Here is a 16,664-nt window from a genome sequence, read left to right on the forward strand (position 1 = left end):
CCACAAGTGACTCCCCTACCTTGTTCTCAAAAAGAAAACGAATGTTTGAGCTGTGTTGAAACTGTTTGAATGGACTACAACAGTGAGTTCGGTGTGCGTTGTGAGTAGATTCCTGCTCGGAGGCAGGAATCACGGGGTGTTTGAGGACGGAAAGTGCTCGAAAATTCAAATAACCCGTCATTTCCTTGAAAAAGGAAACCTTCTGCCACAAGTGACTACCCCTGCTTCTTCTCGAGAGGAAATCGAGCAATTGAGCTGTATTGAAAGTGTCTGAATGACCTCACATTAAGGCTTGGTGCGCGCTGGGAGTAGATTCCTGCTCGGAGGCAGGAATGACGCGGTGGTTGAGGACGGAGAATGCTAAGAAATTCAAATAACCCGTCATTTCCTTGAAAAAGGAAATCTCCTGCCACAAGTGACTCCCCTACCTTGTTCTCAAAAAGAAAACGAATGTTTGAGCTGTGTTGAAACTGTTTGAATGGAGTAAAACAGTGAGTTCGGTGTGCGTAGGGAGTAGATTCCTGCTCGGAGGCAGGAATGACGGTGTTTTTGAGGACGGAGAGTGCTCAGAAATTCAAATAACCCATCAATTCCTTGAAAAAGGAAATCTCCTGCCACAAGTGACTACCCCTGCTTCTTCTCGAGAGGAAATCGAGCAATTGAGCTGTATTGAAAGTGTCTGAATGACCTCACATTAAGGCTTGGTGCGCACTGTGAGTAGATTCCTGCTCGGAGGCAGGAGTGACGGGGTGTTTGAGGACGGAAAGTGCTCAAAAATTCAAATAACCCGTCATTTCCTTGAAAAAGGAAATCTCCTGCTACAAGTGACTACCCCTGCTTCTTCTCGAGAGGAAATCGAGCAATTGAGCTGTATTGAAAGTGTCTGAATGACCTCACATTAAGGCTTGGTGCGCACTGTGAGTAGATTCCTGCTCGGAGGCAGGAATGACGGGGTGTTTGAGGACGGAGAGTACTAAGAAATTCAAATAACCCGTCATTTCCTTGAAAAAGGAAATCTCCTGCCACAAGTGACTACCCCTGCTTCTTCTCGAGAGGAAATCGAGCAATTGAGCTGTATTGAAAGTGTCTGAATGACCTCACATTAAGGCTTGGTGCGCGCTGGGAGTAGATTCCTGCTCGGAGGCAGGAATGACGAGGTGTCTACTGGCGGAATATTTAATTGTGGAAGATTTAAGAACAGGGCTCTCTAGCATAAGCGAGACATGGTAATTAGACCCTGCTCGACGGCAGGAATGACGTGCACTTGAAGCAATTTCTAGTATGAAAAACATCCTCATTTATGCCTTCTAGACCAGAAAATCTCTAATTAAGCATGTTGTTATTAACAATGTGATACCGGTTTCAATTTTAACTAAATGGCATTGCGTAAAAAAGAATCAGCACGTAAATTGAAACTAGTTTCAATTAGAAGGAGCTTCCGTGTTTGATATCTCGATAATGTATCGATACTTAGACTCGTTTATAGAAGGATTTGCGATAACCGCTAGTATTAGCGTCGCTTCTATTATTGGTAGTTTTTGTATTGGTTTGCTGGTGATGTTTGCGTGTATTAGTCAGTCAAAAGTACTGTCTAAGACAGGCTATACCTACATAAATATATTTAGGAACATTCCTTTTATTGTGCAGGTGTTCTTTATTTTTTATGGCTTACCTGAATTACGCATTTTCATTGATCCCTACACCACGGGAGTGTTGGCGCTTTCTATTGCAGTTGGTGCTTATTGTGCTGACGTGCTGCGCGCAGCAGTTCAGCAGGTCGATCGAGACGTGATCGAAGCCGCCCAATCTTTCGGCTTAAAACGCTTAACTATCTATAGAAAGATCATTCTTCCTATCGCGTTGCGTAACTCGATCAAACCGTTAGGTTCGATCTTTGTGAACCTAATTTTGACCACCTCTATTTTATCGACAGTAACACTTAACGAACTCACAGGAACCGCAAAAATCATTGCGGCGGAAACATTTAGACCCTTTGAAGTCTACTTCTTCTTATTACTGTTCTACTGCGTGCTGACGTACATCTTATCCATTCTTATCACTTTAGCGCACAAGCGACTAAATCGATTTTCTGAAGCGGGAGCATAGCAATGTCTAGTAATGAATTTGTCCCCTATGACCTTATTGTTCTGCTTAGTGGTATCAGCGTTTCGTTAAAGGTGTTCTTGGTTTCTAGCTTGTTTGGCGGTTTGTTGGGTTTGGGGCTCGCGCTCTTTCGTCACTATCGATTCCCTCTATTGAGCCAGATTTCTGTTTTTGTGAGCGAGTTTCTTAAAAACTCCCCAGTTCTGGTTCAGCTGTTCCTGATCTACTTCGGCCTGCCGATTTTCCTCTCCATGGACATGTCGGCGGAACTAGCCGCCACTATCACGCTGACAGGCAATACGGCTGCATTTGTATCCGTCATTATTGTTACCGCAATGGCAGCGGTTGATAAAGGTCAGATTGAAGCTGCACGCTCGTTTGGCATCTCTGAGATGGTGATTTTGAAGAAAATCATCACGCCTCAAGCGCTGCTGGTTGCCATTGCGCCACTCGTCGGTCTTGCGGTGAACCAACTTCAGGTAACGTCACTGGTCTCCGTTATCGGGGTTATGGACATTACCAAAGTCGGCGCCATTTTGAACCAACGTACGTGGCAGCCATTTATTGTTTGGCCTGTCATCGGGCTGACCTACTTCGCCATGTCGATGGGCATCTCCAAGCTGGGCAGAAAGCTCGAGCTCTACTTACGAAAACATCAAACTTGGTCTTTAGCATAAGGTGAACCCCATGATTTCAATTAACAACGTAAAGAAGTCGTTTGGAAGCAACGACATATTAAAAGGGGTCAGCCTAAATATTGAGCAAGGCGATGTGGTCTCTATCTTGGGTGCAAGTGGTTCTGGAAAATCTACCCTACTACGCTGCATCAACGGGCTAGAAGCGATTAATGACGGTGACATCACCTTTCGCGACCTCTCGGTCTCCAACAAAGCGGAGCTACAAAAGATCCGCACGTCAGTGTCAACGGTATTCCAACACTTTAACCTTTACCCGCATTTGAGCATTTTAGACAACATCACCCTCGCACCTATTGAAGTGCTAGGGCAAAGCAAAGAGCAAGCTGAAAGCACCGCGCGAGAACTGTTGCAGCTTGTTGATTTAGCGGACAAAGAGACCAGCTTCCCAGCTCAACTCTCTGGCGGACAAAAACAGCGTATCGGTATTTGTCGCGCTCTAGCGATGAAGCCGGAGTGTTTGCTACTAGACGAAGTAACCAGTGCACTTGATCCAGAGATGACCTCAGAGGTGCTAGACGTGCTCGCTGACCTTGCCAAATCAGGCACAACATTAATCTTTGTCACTCACGAAATTGCCTTCGCGAAAAAGATCTCCAATCGCATTGTTTTCCTCGACGAAGGGGTAGTAAAAGCTGACATGGACAAAGATGCTTTCTTCTCCGATGAGGGCGGTAAGCAAGACGAAAGAATTAGACGATTTTTAGAGAAAATGGATAGCAAGTAATGATTGTATTATCAAATTCAGAAGCCTGGCCGGGAATCGACGACACGGTAAGTATGCTTAATAACGGCGACAATGGTCTCGATGCGGTCATTTGTGGTATTGAAAAAGTCGAAGCAGAACCAAGAATTCGCAGTGTCGGTTACGGTGGGTGGCCTAACCTATTGGGTGATATGGAATTTGACGGTGCGGTAATGGACGGCAACACGCTTCGAACCGGTGCCGTTGGGGCCGTCAAAGATCATTTTCACGTCACGCGCATTGCCAAAAAAGTGATGGAAGAGCTGAACCACGAGATCCTTGTAGGTGAAGGGGCGACACGCTTTGCCTATGAAATGGGTTTTGAGTGCCCTAACCCTCTACTAGAAGACTCCAAAGAGGTGTGGTTTAAGAAGCTTCAGGAAATCACTGGCGAAGACAACCCTGATATGTCGACTCGTCCGCTTGCTCACCTCAACTCAATGATCACTGACCCAGAGAAAGTCCGTGATACCACCGTCTTTCTAACCAAAGACAGTACAGACAGTATCTATGCAGCTACTAGCACCTCCGGGTGGGCATGGAAATATCCTGGACGCCTTGGCGATTCACCTATTGTTGGCGCTGGTTTCTATGCTGATAGCCGATATGGCGCGGCGGCCTGTACTCATACTGGCGAAATGACTATCAGAGCTAATACCTCCTACTCCATCGTAATGGCGATGCGTCTTGGCTTCTCGCTAGATCAAGCGGTGGATATGGCCATTGAAGAATTAAATTCGCTTAGAACAGGCTTTTTGGCTGGTGTTGTCATTCATGCGATCGACAAAGATGACAACTACCGAGTAATCAATTTTGGATGTGAAGAGGACATCAAATACTGGGTTTACAAATCTGGAATGAGTAAGCCTGAACAGAGAATAGCGGAAAGACGCTATATGGATAAACGAAATGAAATGGAGAACCACAATGAAATTTAAGGCATTGGTTGCCACCATATTGGCAAGTGCACTCGCAATCAGCTCCACCTCAGCGTTTGCTGGCAAACTCGAAGACATTCGAGAGCGCGGTTACATCAAAATCGGTGTATCACTTGGTGGCGAACCTATCGGATTCCGTGATCAAAAGAATAACCCAGCAGGTTATGACGTTGATCTAGCGAAACGCCTAGCAGAAAAGCTTGGCGTTGAGGCACGCTTCACTGATGTACATGGTGACGCTCGTGTTTCAATGCTGTTTTCTGACCAACTAGATGCGGTCATTGGTAACATGTCAGCGACATTAGAACGTGCTAAATCGGTGAATTTCTCCATTCCTTATGCACGTGCTGGTCTTCGTATTGTTCATCAAAAAGACCAAGATATTAATTCACTGCAGGATCTTGCAGGCAAACGCGTTGTTGTAGGCCGCGGTTCTACAGGCGAAGCCTTTTTGAAACGTGAAGTACCAGAAGCTGAATTGGTTTATACCGATAACTTCGCACCAGACGGTGTATTGTTGCTTCGTCAAGGCCGTGTAGATGCGGGTATCGAAGACAGCTCTCTGATTGATTACCTAGCTACCAACAACCCAAATCTTGTGACTCTGCCAGGCTTACACTCTAATGACCCTATCGCTATTGGAGTTAGAAAAGGCGACGCCGAGTACTTACGCTGGATGGATATGTTTGTCTCTGACTACATTAACTCTGGTGCTTATGAAGCGTCTTACCACAAATGGTGGGGTACGGATGCTAACCCACCTAAACTAGCGGGTACTTGGTAAACCGATAACTCAAAGGCCCTTTCCTCCGGGCCTTTTTTTCCTCTCTATCTTTCCATAAGTTTCAATGAGCGAGCTGTATGAAAATTGAAGTCTGTATCGATAATATTGAATCACTACACACTGCCGTCGAGGCAGGCGCCGACCGAATCGAATTGTGTAGCGCTCTGTCACTGGGCGGCCTAACGCCTTCATTAGGATTAATAACTCAGGCTGTCGCGGTTTCCTCCATTCCTATTTACGTGATGATTCGCCCTCGTGATGGTGACTTTGTCTTCAGTGAAGAAGAAATCCACTTTATGGAGCAGGAAATACTCAGCTACAAGTTGCTTGGCGTTGATGGCGTCGTTATTGGTGCACTGAATCCCGACGCTACCATCAACGAAGATGCCCTGCGTCGATGGACAACCGCCGCTCAAGGTATTGGAATCACTTTTCATCGCGCATTTGATTTGGTTGCTAACCCGATAGAGAGTTTAGAACTCCTCTGCCATTACCCGATTGAAAGAATTTTAACTTCAGGACTCCAGCCGACTGCACCAGAAGGTAAAGCGATGATTAAACAGTTAGTCGACACCGCTCAGGGTCGCCTATCTATCATGGCGGGCTCTGGAGTAAACGACAGCAATGCGCTTTCACTGGCTGACACAGGCATCACCGAGCTGCACCTTTCTGGTAAAGGTCAGCGCCCTAGTAATATGATTCAACAGTCCTCACAAATCTCCATGGGAACAGAAAGTTGCGATGATTGGGTCTCGGTAACAGACTATGATAAAGTGAAGAAAATCGTGAGGTTATTTGTGAATGAGTACTAAAACGCTACCTACATTGCAGGATGTAGCAGACCGAGCAGGCGTATCAAAAGCGGTTGCTTCTCGGGCTTTTTCGAAAGAGAAAAAACCCATATCTGAAGTAAAAAAGCAGCGCGTGTTGCAAGCCGCCGAAGAGCTCGGTTACGTCATGAATCCCTTCGCGCAAAGTTTGAATAGTAATACCACTGGACTCGTCGCCATTGTGGTCAACCACATTAGTGATTTGAGCGACCTTGAGCTGTTTGATCATTTATTACGAGGACTGCAATCAATAGGCAAGCTGCCGATCTTCATTCGCATCAAAACCGAGCAGGATATTGCATCAATTACCGACAACGCGTTCGTTCATCGCGTAGACGCTGCGATCATTTTCTCGGATCTCATTGAACCTAAAGACATGCCAAAGCTGTTTCTTACTCCGCGAGTGATTAACCTTAACGGGCAAAACTGGGACAATACATGGTCGGTGTTACTCGACGAAGAACAGGCCATTCAGGATGCAGTGAATTATGCAGTTCAATCCGGCGTTAAAGAAGTTCATTTACTTGCCGGACGACAAAGCTCTGCCGTTGAAGAACGTCGACTTGCTCTCTACCAAGACAATCTCGAACGCCACGATATCTCCCTGAAAAACATCGCCTATTGCAACTACAAGTACAATGAGGCGAAGCAGTATCTCATCGGCAATTCAAACGACATTGTTCAACCAAACAACGGTGTGATTTGTACCTCTGATGCCATGGCGATGGCAGCGGTGGACAGCTTTGGTAACCAAGATGACCGTCCAGTAATTATTGGGTTTGATAATACTTTCTTCTCTCACTTTGGCTCTTACCAATTCCCAAGTATTGGTTACTCAAAGGAAGAGCTGATTGATATTGTGTTGGAGTTGATTTCCTTATCGTCGGATAAGGAGAATCTCTCTGGTGAAAAGTACATACGTAACTTTTTTAATTGTCATTGAGATTGGGTTGTGGGTTGGTGAGCGCTTTGAGTAGATTCCCATTCTAGATGGGAATGACGATGAGTTTAAGGTCCTAGGGTGCTTAGAGTTCCAAGACAAACGTCATTTCCTTGAAAAAGGAAATCTCCTGTAGCATGTGGCTCACTCATCTATTCAACCCTCGTTTTTAATATTCATGAAGGTGAGCAAGAACTTCCGTCGACTTAGCTTGGGCTTGGCGCACACGGTGAGTAGACTCCTGCTCGGGGGGCAGGAATAACGAGCGCCTTTGAGGACGATATATTAGAAGACTAAATGTTTGAGGGCGCGGCTATTGGCTGCGCCCCTTTGTTTGAGTGTGACTAACTAGTAGTTAGAGCCAATCAAAACAGGTTCTCCGTATTTGCCTGCTTGAGGCATAGGGACGTAGGTTGACTGTTCGTTGCGAAGGAAACGGATTGCTTTGATGCCCACATGCATTGAGCTAGTGATATCGGAATCTGAGTCACCGTAGTACTGCTCAACACCAGCTTGTTTGAGTTGTTTCTCTTTTTCTAAGCCACCAGCGAAGACCACAGGTTTGATCTGGTCACGGCGATCTTTAGGGAACAAATGGCGGATGGTGCTGGTTAATGTTTCTTTGCCTTCTGGAGCGTTACGACCGGTGATGAAGTAAATAGTGTCACCGTGCGCTAGGTGCATGTTTACTAAGGCAAGCGCTGAATGCTTAGGTAGTGAGAAATCATCCCAGCCTGTGCTTGCTTCGTTCCAGAAGTCTTGGTTCTTAAGATACGCATTCGAACCCGGAGAGTATTTTTGCTGGCCGCGATAGAACACCGGTGAAGAGAACAGCATGGTGTCGTCGATATCCAAGCCGACAGTAATTGGATGGTCAGGAAGCTGCTTTTGAATGTCAGATACCGACACCCAATTGATGTCTTTATAGACTTCCATTTGTGGCGCTTGGTGGCTGACAGCCTGCATATCGGTGGTGGTGTAGACTTTAGCAAATGACAGTGGAGAGGCAAGAAGTACAGAGAGAGTAATAAGCTTCAGCGAACTTTTAATGTTCATCTTAGGGTCCTTGATACTTGGATTAAACAAACGAAAAACCCAACTACGGTACACCCGCCGCTATCGTTCTGAAAGTTAAAGATAATTCACAGTTTTCAAGCAAGTACAGACCCAAAATCAACACACAAAACAAGGTGAAGAAAGCAAGGTAATGAGACAACAGCCTATCGTTCAAAGATAGGCTGCGATAGAAGTGGATTACCAACTATTGATCTTGATGCGCTCCGATCTGGCACGCAAATATTCAATAGTAAACAATAAGATAGCCGACAAGACCACCAACAAGGTAGCAACGGCCAGTATGGTCGGATTGATTTGCTCTCTTAGTCCCGAGAACATCTGTCTCGGAATTGTTTTTTGCTCCGGTCCTGCCAAAAATAGCGCGACTACTACTTCATCAAACGAGGTCACAAAAGCAAACAACGCCCCCGAAATCACTCCGGGCCTGATTAGCGGCATAATGATCTTAACAAAGGTATATACCGGTCTTGCGCCCATTCCCAACGAGGCTTGCACAAGCGAATAATCAAAGCCCGCTAATGCCGCGTTCACAGTGATGATCACGAATGGCGTCCCTAGAGCTGCGTGTGCAATCACCACACCCCAGAACGTACCCGCTAAGTTGAGTTGGGTATAGAAGAAAAACATACCCGCAGCGGTAATAATCAAAGGCACTATCATCGGAGACAACAATATCGCCATTATGATGCGCTGCATTGGCATCGCTGAATTACTTAGCCCTATTGCGGCCAATGTCCCTAATACTGTGGCGATAATCGTGGCGCAAATACCTATCAAAAAACTGTTTTTGATGGCGAGCAACCAGTTATCATCGTGCCAAATCTCAGCGTACCATTCGAGCGAATAGGCTTCTTTTTCAAATGCCAGCATCCCCGGCGTAAAACTAAAATAAGGCTCGGCATTGAAAGAGAGTGGAATGATCACCAAGATCGGCATCATCAAAAAAAACAGAGTCAAATACGCACTAGCAGAAAGAGACAATGAGCCCAGTTTTTGCAGAGGCGTAAAATAGCTTGGAAATCTCTTCATACCGTTAACCTAACTTAATGTTGTTCACGCCTACCCAGCGGTCATATAACCAATAGAGCGCTAAAATCAGAACCAGTAGCAAACTGCCTAATGCCGCCGCTAATTCCCAGTTATTGGATGACTGCATATGGAACGCAATGATATTACTGATCATTTGCCCGTCCGTGCCCCCGACCAGCGCAGGTGTAATGTAATAACCAATAGAAATAATAAACACCAGCAGAGCTCCTGCACTTAAGCCGGGTAATGTCATTGGGAAATAGATTTTAAAAAACGCTGGCATGGGTTTAGAACCTAGGGACAGCGCCGCACGATAATAGCTTGGGTCAATGTTCTTCATTACGCTGTAGAGCGGCAGAATCATGAAAGGCAGCAAAATATGAGTCATTGAAATAATGGTCGAAAACTCGGTGTATAGTAGATCAAGTGGCTCATCAATAATGCCTATCGCTTTTAGGGCGCTGTTCACTACCCCGTTGGTTTGCAACAGCGCAATCCATGATGTGGTTCGAACCAATAATGAGGTCCAAAACGGTAACAATACAAACACCAGTAACTTATTGGCTTTACTCGGTGAGGCTGTAGATAAATAGTAAGACAATGGAAACGCAATAATCGCTGTGAGCAAAGTGATGTACAGAGCGATTTTCAAGCTTTTCCAGTACAGTTTGATATAGATTTTGGTGTCTCGGGCTTCGATGTCGCCTTGCAATGACTTCTTCAGATCCAGAGCGGTTAAATAGTAACGCTCAGTCCATTTGTTACCCGATACTTTAATCGCTACCCACACATCGGGGGAGCGCCACTTTTTATGTTTATCTAATAGAATATCGGTGCCTTCGAGACGCAGCTCTTCGATCGGCATTCTTTTGATTTTTCGTGCAGTGGATTTGATAAGACTTGAAGAGCCCGGCAATGAGCGGTTGATTTCCTCGGCCAATTTTCCGGAGCGGCGTTCCTGTGCCAGTTCATGAAGCTCTAACGTGAATACCTGAATAACCTCATCAGGCGGCATGGCTCCGGTTGACTCATCCCATGATGCCATCGCCTCTAAGGTGTTTGGTACCAATTGAGCAACCGTCGGATGATAAACACTGCGATAAAGCATGGTGGTGATCGGCGCTAAAAAGGAAAGAAACACAAACAGCAGCAGTGGCAAAGTAAACAAAAACAGCATTAACTGTTTGCTGCGATGCTTCTTTTTACTCTCAGAAAGCTCTGTCAGTGTTAGCGTATTTTCACTCGCCATTCTGTTTTCATCCTTGAATCTAAACGCTTAAAAACTCGATTAAAAGGGCTATCTAATACTTTTAGATAGCCCAACTTTTGTTTATAGGATTGAGGCTATTGAAGTAACCACTCGTTAAACTTCTCACCCAGTGATTCACCGTAATCAGCCCAGAAATCACCCGATGCTTTTACCCCTTCATCTAGGTGAGACGATGGCAGCTTTGGAATAACCGCAGGATCCACATACTGATAAGCGGATTTACGAGTTGGACCATACGCCACTTCAGGCATACCACTCAGTGGTTTTGAACCCGTTGCAAAGCGAATGAACTCTTCCGCTAACGCTTTCTTTTTAGTGCCTTTTACAATCGCCCAAACATCGAGATCGTAAACGTGCGAATCCCAGACCATTTCAAACGGTTTACCTTCACGTTGAATGGCATCGAAGAAGCGACCGTTCGCCGACTGAACCATGACCGCGCCACCATCGTTAAGCAGTTGAGGCGCTTGCGACCAACTGTCGAACCAGACAATGTCGTCTTTGATGGTATCGAGTTTCGCGAACGCACGTTTTTGGCCTTCATCGGTACTTAGCACGTCATACACATCTTCTTTAGCAACGCCATCAGCCAGTAATGCCCACTCTAAGTTCACTTGAGGACGCTTACGAAAAGCACGTTTACCTGGATACGTTTTAGTGTCGAAAAGATCTTGAATCGAGCTTGGTTTGCCACCCTGAATGGTGTCGTGGTTGTAGGCGAAAAGGACAGTCCAAACGATGTTACCTACCCCACACTCATTAGCGAGCGCCTCTTTGCTGAAGTCATCTTTGGCTGGCGTACCGTCATCACCAGGAGGCAAGGTATCCATTGGGAATACTTCTAGCAAACCTTCTGAACAGGCTCGCTCAAGGTCGATAACCTCAACGTCAATCACGTCCCAAAGCACGTTGCCACTCTCTACTTGGGCTTTAAGCTCTGCGATACCGCCTGAATAGTTTTCAGACAGCACCTTGTGTCCGGTACTCTCAGTAAACGGATCAAGCATGTGTTTCTTTTGGGCATCGCCGTAAGCACCACCAAACGACACTGCCGTTAGTTGGTCGGCCATTGCTGCGTTGCTCAGTCCAAGCGCAAGAGCAATAGGAAGCCACTTTTTCATTTTCGTCATCATATATCCTTTCTTTCCTTGACTAAGGGTGATCAAGCGCTAACCCATCAGAAATGGACCACGTTAGGCTGGCTACATCACCGGCCTTGAAGGTCGGTGCTTGTTGGTCATTGAGGAGCTTCACCATCACGTCTCTGCCGTCTTGCAACTTAAAGAAGTAACGAATGAAGTCACCAACGTACAATCGGGTGACAAAGGTAGCGGAGACTTGGTTACTGTTCACTTCGTCCTTGTCTCCGATAAAGAAGTTTTCTGGGCGCACTGCCAACATACAGCGCTCTCCAATTTCAGGAACATTGATCGCAGTCGCCACGACTTGAGTCCCATCGCTCAACTCAACATAAGCGTGGTCGCCATCAATTTTAGTTAAAGTCCCCGGAAGATGGTTATTCTCGCCGAGAAAATCGGCGACGAATGCATTGGCTGGACGTTCGTACAGCGTAGAAGGGTCCGCACACTGCTGAACTACGCCATCCTCAAACACTGCAATACGGTCAGACATAGTAAGTGCTTCGGTCTGATCATGGGTAACATAGATGGCGGTAAAACCTAACTGTTCGTGCAAGCGCTTGATTTCAAATTGCATCTGCTCGCGAAGGTTTTTATCCAATGCACCTAAAGGTTCATCCATAAGAACAATCGAAGGCTCAAAAATCAACGAACGCGCCAATGCCACACGCTGCTTTTGACCACCGGAGAGCTGGCCCGGATAGCGGTCACCAAAGTGTTCGAGCTCCACCAACTTTAAAAACTCTTGAACCTTCTGTTTGATTTGCTCTTTGGGTAGTTTGCGAACATTAAGGGGATAAGCGAGGTTTTCTGCCACCGTCATATGAGGGAATAATGCGTAGTGCTGAAATACCATGCCGATGTTACGATGATAAGGCGCAACGTTAGTGATGAGTTCTCCGTTGACTTCTATCCCACCGCTGGTCACATCTTCAAACCCAGCGAGCATCATTAAACACGTGGTTTTTCCAGAGCCAGAAGGCCCCAACAGTGTCACAAACTCACCTTTAGCGATGTCGAGGCTAAAGTCTTTCACCACAAAATTGTGTCGGTCATAACTCTTTTTTACATTCTTGAATTGTACGTAACGACTGTCCATTTCTACTGCCTATCCCTCTGCTTCAAGCTCAACCTCAAAAACTGAGCGCTATTCAAAAACCTAGTTTTGATTAACAACTGAGCAACATTTGATTTTAGAAAGTGTGATTTATCCTTTGTTTTTCAGACATAAAGAGGGATTACGAAATGTTGCAACTTGTACGAAAATTAAGCTCAGTTCGAATGAAGGTTTGAATTAGGAAGATCTACTAGATAAAAATATCAGTATCATAGAAATAAATGGAAGGAACTGCTTATTTGATAAATCAGTCGTTAAATTTGATCTTCGTATCAACACGCCCTCTTAGAACAAATTTAGCAATATCAACGTGCTACAAGCACTGTTACATTGTGGTACTTAATTGGAATATGGGCATAATCAGTATTCAAATTGACTTCATAAAATCGTTAACCTATTAAAATGGCAGCGTTATTCTGGTTAAAGCCGTCGATGTCTACTGCCCGCGCATCTCTCAGAGGAAACGTTCCTGCGGCAATCAAACAAAAAAACCGAAGCAAACGCTCCGGCTTTCAACTCACCTCAAGACGGGTCATCACACCATCGATTAAACGATACGCAGACCACCTTGAGCGATAGCAAAACGACGAGCACGAGTAAACGATAACGCGTTAGTAATACCCTCACCCGTTGGACCCGCGATAGTGAACGTAGACGTTCCTTCTGCGTTATAACCCACACCAGACAGCGTTGGTCCGTTGTGCGCAAAGATAGTAGTGTTGATGCGAGCACCAAACTTAGTCACGTTCTCGATGTTACCCGAGTAGATACATGCCGAGTGCTTATTGGCACGCTCAGCCGCAACTGCGCGCTCGATGGCTTCATCGATATCTTTACAGATAACCACAGGAAGAACTGGCATCATTTGCTCTACGTGAACCAATGGGTGGTCGTTTTCTACCAGCATTACTGCTAGGCGAGTGTCAGACTCAATACCGATTGATTTTAGGATTTCACCTGCATCTTGACCGACGTGTTTTTTCACCGGATGCCAAACACGAGCAATCTCATGGGCTGTGCACGGCTTCGCGCCTTCAAACTCATCTAGCGTCAAAATTTGCTCAGTTAACTGCTCTGCTTCTTCTGCTGTTAGCACGTAAGCGCCAACTTCTTCTAGCTTATCAAGGAATGCATCTGCTACGGCCTCTTCAACGAAGACTTCCTTCTCGCCAATACACAGCAGGTTGTTATCGAAAGAGGCACCGCCGTATACGCCTGCCGCAGCTAGGTCTAGGTTAGCAGAAGCGTCCACGATTACTGGTGGATTACCAGCGCCTGCGCCCACACCTTTCTTACCAGATTGTAAGATAGCCTTAACGAGACCAGGGCCACCTGTACCCACAAGCATATTAATCAGTGGTGACTGAGCAATTTCGTTTAGTGTTTCTAGTGTTGGCTCTTTTACCATAGTTACTAGGTTTTCTGGGCCGCCTGCTTCTACGATGGTTTTGTTTAGCAAGTCAATCATCACCGCAGAAACCACTTTAGACGATGGGTGAACATTAAACGTAACCGCGTTACCACCAGCAAGCATCGAAATTGCGTTGTTCACTATGGTTTCTGTTGGGTTAGTCACAGGCGTTACCGCGCCAATAACACCATAAGGTGCGCGCTCACCAAGAGAAATACCGTTGTCACCAGACCATACTTTAGTATCCAGTACTTCCGTACCCGGCGTTTTCATTGCCGTAAGGTGGTGCTTAGCGATTTTGTCTTCCACGCGGCCCAGTTTTGTCTCTTCACGAACCATTTTTGCGAAGTCTTCTGCTCGCGCTAATACTGCTTCACGAATAGCAGTTAGGATGGCTTCGCGACCTTCTTTGGTACAGTTTACGTAGAACTCTCGTTGAGCTTTATGAGTTGCTTCAATCGCAGCGTCCACTGTCGCGAATACACCTTTAGCGTTGTTAATATCAAAAGACATAGTGATTACCTCGTAAAATTGGGTATTGTGAAGAGCTAGGCGTTATGCCAGCTCTTTTCGACATGTTTAGTAAGGCTGATTTCTCACCTAATATGGCTATAATTTAACCCAGACATTGATCAACACGATGTCACTGGGTGTCAGCTTATTTGACCCATTAACGCAAATAACCCACAGCGATAACTTGACTCATTACGTAACCCCTCACTGTCTCTCGCCTCATAGCAAACAATACGTTAGTTCACCGACAACCGTAGTTTGTTAACCTATCAGCCCACTCCCAACATCTGCTTTCTGACAAAAGCAACATTAATTCAATACGTTAACACTAGGTGTAAAATAAATTGACCCTCAGTGACATGCTGCATTTTTGACCTCCAGATAGACTAGCGTTCATCAAATCGATACCCAATTACGAACACTTCGTGAGGAATGAATATGAAAAATCAAGCGCTTTTAGAAGAGTCTGTAAAGCAACTGAGCACTATTTTAGAGACACAGCAACAGCTTCTAGCAGAGCACAAAGCTAACCAGAACTATGCTGAGCGTCTTGAGAACATTCTGACTCCAACCGATGAGCTAACCACTCAAGGTGACGACTTATTAATTGGTGGTTGCAAAGCCACTGATCTTATCGAGCAATACGGTAGCCCGCTATTCGTGTTGAGCGAAGACACGCTTCGTAACAACCTGCGTCGTGTGAAAAACGCGTTTGGCAACTACTGGCCAAAACCAGTCAACGTGATGTTTGCTATCAAGTCGAATACCAACTTCGCGGTTCGAGCTATCTGTAACGAAGAAGGCGTCGGCGGTGATTGCTTTGGCCCAGGTGAAGTTGAAGCGACATACATTGCTGGCGCAGATCCAAAAACCATCGCACTAAACGGTACCGTTAAGCCTGAACTTGCTATCCGTAAAGCAATTGAATATGGCTACGCGATTCACCTAGATTCTTACGAAGAGATTGAAATCGTTGAGCGCATCGCTCGCGAAGTGAAACCAGCGGAAAAAGTACGTATCGCGGTTCGTCTAAAAGTTATCCCTGAAGATTTCTTCAATGACTTCGAACCAGATGCTTACCCGTTCCCTAACTTTATCGGCGCGATGAAGTGGATCAAATTCGGCTTGCTGAAAGAAGAAGCGAAAAAGATCGTCAACCGCGTAAAAGAAATCGACACCTTCGAATTCTACGGTTTCCACACTCACCTAGGCCGCTTCTCTAAACAGCCTGAAGGTTGGGATGCGCTATACCGCGAATACGCACGCAACATTATCGAAATCTCTCGTGAGTGTGGCGTTCAACCTTTCCAAGTTGACCTAGGCGGCGGCTGGCCACGTGAGCGTGAGCCTGAGTGTCGTAGCAAAGAACACATGATGAACCCGAACACCATCGAAGACTACGCAAAAGTAGTGTGTGCGGGCATGCTAGAAGAGTTCACTAAAGAAGGCTTCGAAGTACCACAATTATGGCTAGAACCTGGCCGTTATATCGCAGGTAACATCGGCACGCTACTTACGTCGGTATACGTTGTGAAAGACGATCAAGAGATGGATTACACCTACACCATGGTTGATGCATCGACTTACCTAGCTACATTGGTCGAGTCTCAAGAGTCGAAGAACCCAGTTCTTCCAGCAAACAAAATGACCCAACCATTGGTAGAGAGAACCACTGAAATCGCAGGCCCAATCTGTATCCCATCTATCTGGGAAAGCGGCGCGCGCATGCCAGCTCTACAACCAAAAGACGTGCTAGCGATTATGGATGTCGGTCACTACGCAGAGTCTCAAGCAAGCCAGTTCAACTCACTACCACGCCCAGCAACGGTGCTAGTGAAAGACGGCGAAGCAGAGCTCATCAAACGCGCTGAAACGGTTGAAGATGTATTCGCAACGCAAATTCTTCCCGAGCGCTTTGTAAAAGCAAAAGCTGAGATTGAGAAGAAAATGGCGAAGCCTGCTGGTAAAAAAGCAGCAACTAAACGCCGCGTGGCAAGAACGCCGAGTTATTCGAAATAAGCAGATTGCTGAGCTTTAGGCTTGGTGGTTTGAATTGATAATTGGTGATTGGAA

Annotated in this window: 14 protein-coding genes; 8 read left to right on the forward strand and 6 right to left on the reverse strand. The window is 45.9% G+C overall.

The window, feature by feature from the left end; all coding sequences use genetic code 11:
- Nucleotides 1-1,440 precede the first annotated feature (1,440 nt).
- The 7 genes from VME0621_RS13195 (at nt 1,441) to VME0621_RS13225 (ending at nt 7,038) form a co-directional block, all read left to right on the forward strand.
- Nucleotides 1,441-2,106, forward strand: coding sequence for an amino acid ABC transporter permease (locus VME0621_RS13195; protein ID WP_231892939.1), 666 nt, complete (start codon nt 1,441-1,443; stop codon nt 2,104-2,106).
- Nucleotides 2,107-2,108: 2 nt separating this feature from the next.
- The gene (locus VME0621_RS13200) at nt 2,109-2,780 is read left to right on the forward strand and encodes an amino acid ABC transporter permease (RefSeq protein ID WP_062463599.1); all 672 of its coding nucleotides are present in this window, start codon (nt 2,109-2,111) and stop codon (nt 2,778-2,780) included.
- Nucleotides 2,781-2,790: 10 nt separating this feature from the next.
- Nucleotides 2,791-3,525, forward strand: coding sequence for an amino acid ABC transporter ATP-binding protein (locus VME0621_RS13205; RefSeq protein ID WP_062463602.1), 735 nt, complete (start codon nt 2,791-2,793; stop codon nt 3,523-3,525).
- A complete protein-coding gene (locus VME0621_RS13210) occupies nt 3,525-4,481 on the forward strand; it encodes a glycosylasparaginase (RefSeq protein ID WP_062463606.1) in 957 nt (318 codons plus the stop codon). The genes VME0621_RS13205 and VME0621_RS13210 overlap by 1 nt, the downstream gene beginning before the upstream one ends.
- A complete protein-coding gene (locus VME0621_RS13215) occupies nt 4,471-5,265 on the forward strand; it encodes a transporter substrate-binding domain-containing protein (protein WP_062463609.1) in 795 nt (264 codons plus the stop codon). The genes VME0621_RS13210 and VME0621_RS13215 overlap by 11 nt, the downstream gene beginning before the upstream one ends.
- A 77-nt stretch (nt 5,266-5,342) precedes the next feature.
- Complete coding sequence (locus tag VME0621_RS13220) at nt 5,343-6,077, forward strand: copper homeostasis protein CutC (protein WP_062463612.1); 735 nt, start codon at nt 5,343-5,345, stop codon at nt 6,075-6,077.
- Nucleotides 6,067-7,038 carry a LacI family DNA-binding transcriptional regulator gene (locus VME0621_RS13225; protein WP_006071543.1) on the forward strand — a complete coding sequence of 324 codons (972 nt, stop codon included), beginning with the start codon at nt 6,067-6,069 and terminating at the stop codon, nt 7,036-7,038. Before VME0621_RS13220 ends, VME0621_RS13225 begins: the two co-directional genes overlap by 11 nt.
- 345 nt (nt 7,039-7,383) lie before the next feature.
- Here the strand turns inward: VME0621_RS13225 and aphA are convergent, their stop codons facing one another.
- From aphA to VME0621_RS13255, 6 genes are all read right to left on the reverse strand, one after another.
- Nucleotides 7,384-8,091 (reverse strand): acid phosphatase AphA, encoded by a 708-nt coding sequence (aphA, locus tag VME0621_RS13230; RefSeq protein WP_006071542.1) that lies wholly within the window; start codon nt 8,089-8,091, stop codon nt 7,384-7,386.
- A gap of 198 nt (nt 8,092-8,289) precedes the next feature.
- Nucleotides 8,290-9,141 (reverse strand): ABC transporter permease, encoded by an 852-nt coding sequence (locus VME0621_RS13235; protein WP_006071541.1) that lies wholly within the window; start codon nt 9,139-9,141, stop codon nt 8,290-8,292.
- A 4-nt stretch (nt 9,142-9,145) separates the two neighbouring features.
- On the reverse strand, nt 9,146-10,390 hold the full coding sequence (locus tag VME0621_RS13240) for an ABC transporter permease (protein WP_062463615.1): 1,245 nt from the start codon (nt 10,388-10,390) through the stop codon (nt 9,146-9,148).
- Nucleotides 10,391-10,485: 95 nt separating this feature from the next.
- Nucleotides 10,486-11,532, reverse strand: a complete 1,047-nt coding sequence (locus tag VME0621_RS13245) for an ABC transporter substrate-binding protein (RefSeq protein ID WP_031494112.1) — start codon at nt 11,530-11,532, stop codon at nt 10,486-10,488.
- Between the two features lie 31 nt (nt 11,533-11,563).
- Nucleotides 11,564-12,649, reverse strand: a complete 1,086-nt coding sequence (locus VME0621_RS13250; RefSeq protein ID WP_062463618.1) for an ABC transporter ATP-binding protein — start codon at nt 12,647-12,649, stop codon at nt 11,564-11,566.
- Nucleotides 12,650-13,214: 565 nt separating this feature from the next.
- The gene (locus tag VME0621_RS13255) at nt 13,215-14,591 is read right to left on the reverse strand and encodes an aldehyde dehydrogenase EutE (RefSeq protein ID WP_062463621.1); all 1,377 of its coding nucleotides are present in this window, start codon (nt 14,589-14,591) and stop codon (nt 13,215-13,217) included.
- Nucleotides 14,592-15,029: 438 nt separating this feature from the next.
- On the opposite strand from VME0621_RS13255, the gene VME0621_RS13260 reads away from it, so the two are divergent.
- Nucleotides 15,030-16,610, forward strand: a complete 1,581-nt coding sequence (locus tag VME0621_RS13260) for a diaminopimelate decarboxylase family protein (protein WP_038228028.1) — start codon at nt 15,030-15,032, stop codon at nt 16,608-16,610.
- Nucleotides 16,611-16,664: the final 54 nt, after the last annotated feature.

Source organism: Vibrio mediterranei (assembly GCF_900088415.1).
Classification (GTDB): Bacteria; Pseudomonadota; Gammaproteobacteria; order Enterobacterales; family Vibrionaceae; genus Vibrio; species Vibrio mediterranei.

Excerpts from the sequence above, each read along its gene's own strand:
- VME0621_RS13200 (WP_062463599.1), top strand. The coding sequence starts at position 2,109 with ATGTCTAGTAATGAATTTGTCCCCTATGACCTTATTGTTCTGCTTAGT.
- VME0621_RS13205 (WP_062463602.1), top strand. The coding sequence starts at position 2,791 with ATGATTTCAATTAACAACGTAAAGAAGTCGTTTGGAAGCAACGACATA.
- VME0621_RS13210 (WP_062463606.1), top strand. The coding sequence starts at position 3,525 with ATGATTGTATTATCAAATTCAGAAGCCTGGCCGGGAATCGACGACACG.
- VME0621_RS13215 (WP_062463609.1), top strand. The coding sequence starts at position 4,471 with ATGAAATTTAAGGCATTGGTTGCCACCATATTGGCAAGTGCACTCGCA.
- VME0621_RS13220 (WP_062463612.1), top strand. The coding sequence starts at position 5,343 with ATGAAAATTGAAGTCTGTATCGATAATATTGAATCACTACACACTGCC.
- VME0621_RS13225 (WP_006071543.1), top strand. The coding sequence starts at position 6,067 with ATGAGTACTAAAACGCTACCTACATTGCAGGATGTAGCAGACCGAGCA.
- aphA (WP_006071542.1), bottom strand. The coding sequence starts at position 8,091 with ATGAACATTAAAAGTTCGCTGAAGCTTATTACTCTCTCTGTACTTCTT.
- VME0621_RS13235 (WP_006071541.1), bottom strand. The coding sequence starts at position 9,141 with ATGAAGAGATTTCCAAGCTATTTTACGCCTCTGCAAAAACTGGGCTCA.
- VME0621_RS13240 (WP_062463615.1), bottom strand. The coding sequence starts at position 10,390 with ATGGCGAGTGAAAATACGCTAACACTGACAGAGCTTTCTGAGAGTAAA.
- VME0621_RS13245 (WP_031494112.1), bottom strand. The coding sequence starts at position 11,532 with ATGAAAAAGTGGCTTCCTATTGCTCTTGCGCTTGGACTGAGCAACGCA.
- VME0621_RS13250 (WP_062463618.1), bottom strand. The coding sequence starts at position 12,649 with ATGGACAGTCGTTACGTACAATTCAAGAATGTAAAAAAGAGTTATGAC.
- VME0621_RS13255 (WP_062463621.1), bottom strand. The coding sequence starts at position 14,591 with ATGTCTTTTGATATTAACAACGCTAAAGGTGTATTCGCGACAGTGGAC.
- VME0621_RS13260 (WP_038228028.1), top strand. The coding sequence starts at position 15,030 with ATGAAAAATCAAGCGCTTTTAGAAGAGTCTGTAAAGCAACTGAGCACT.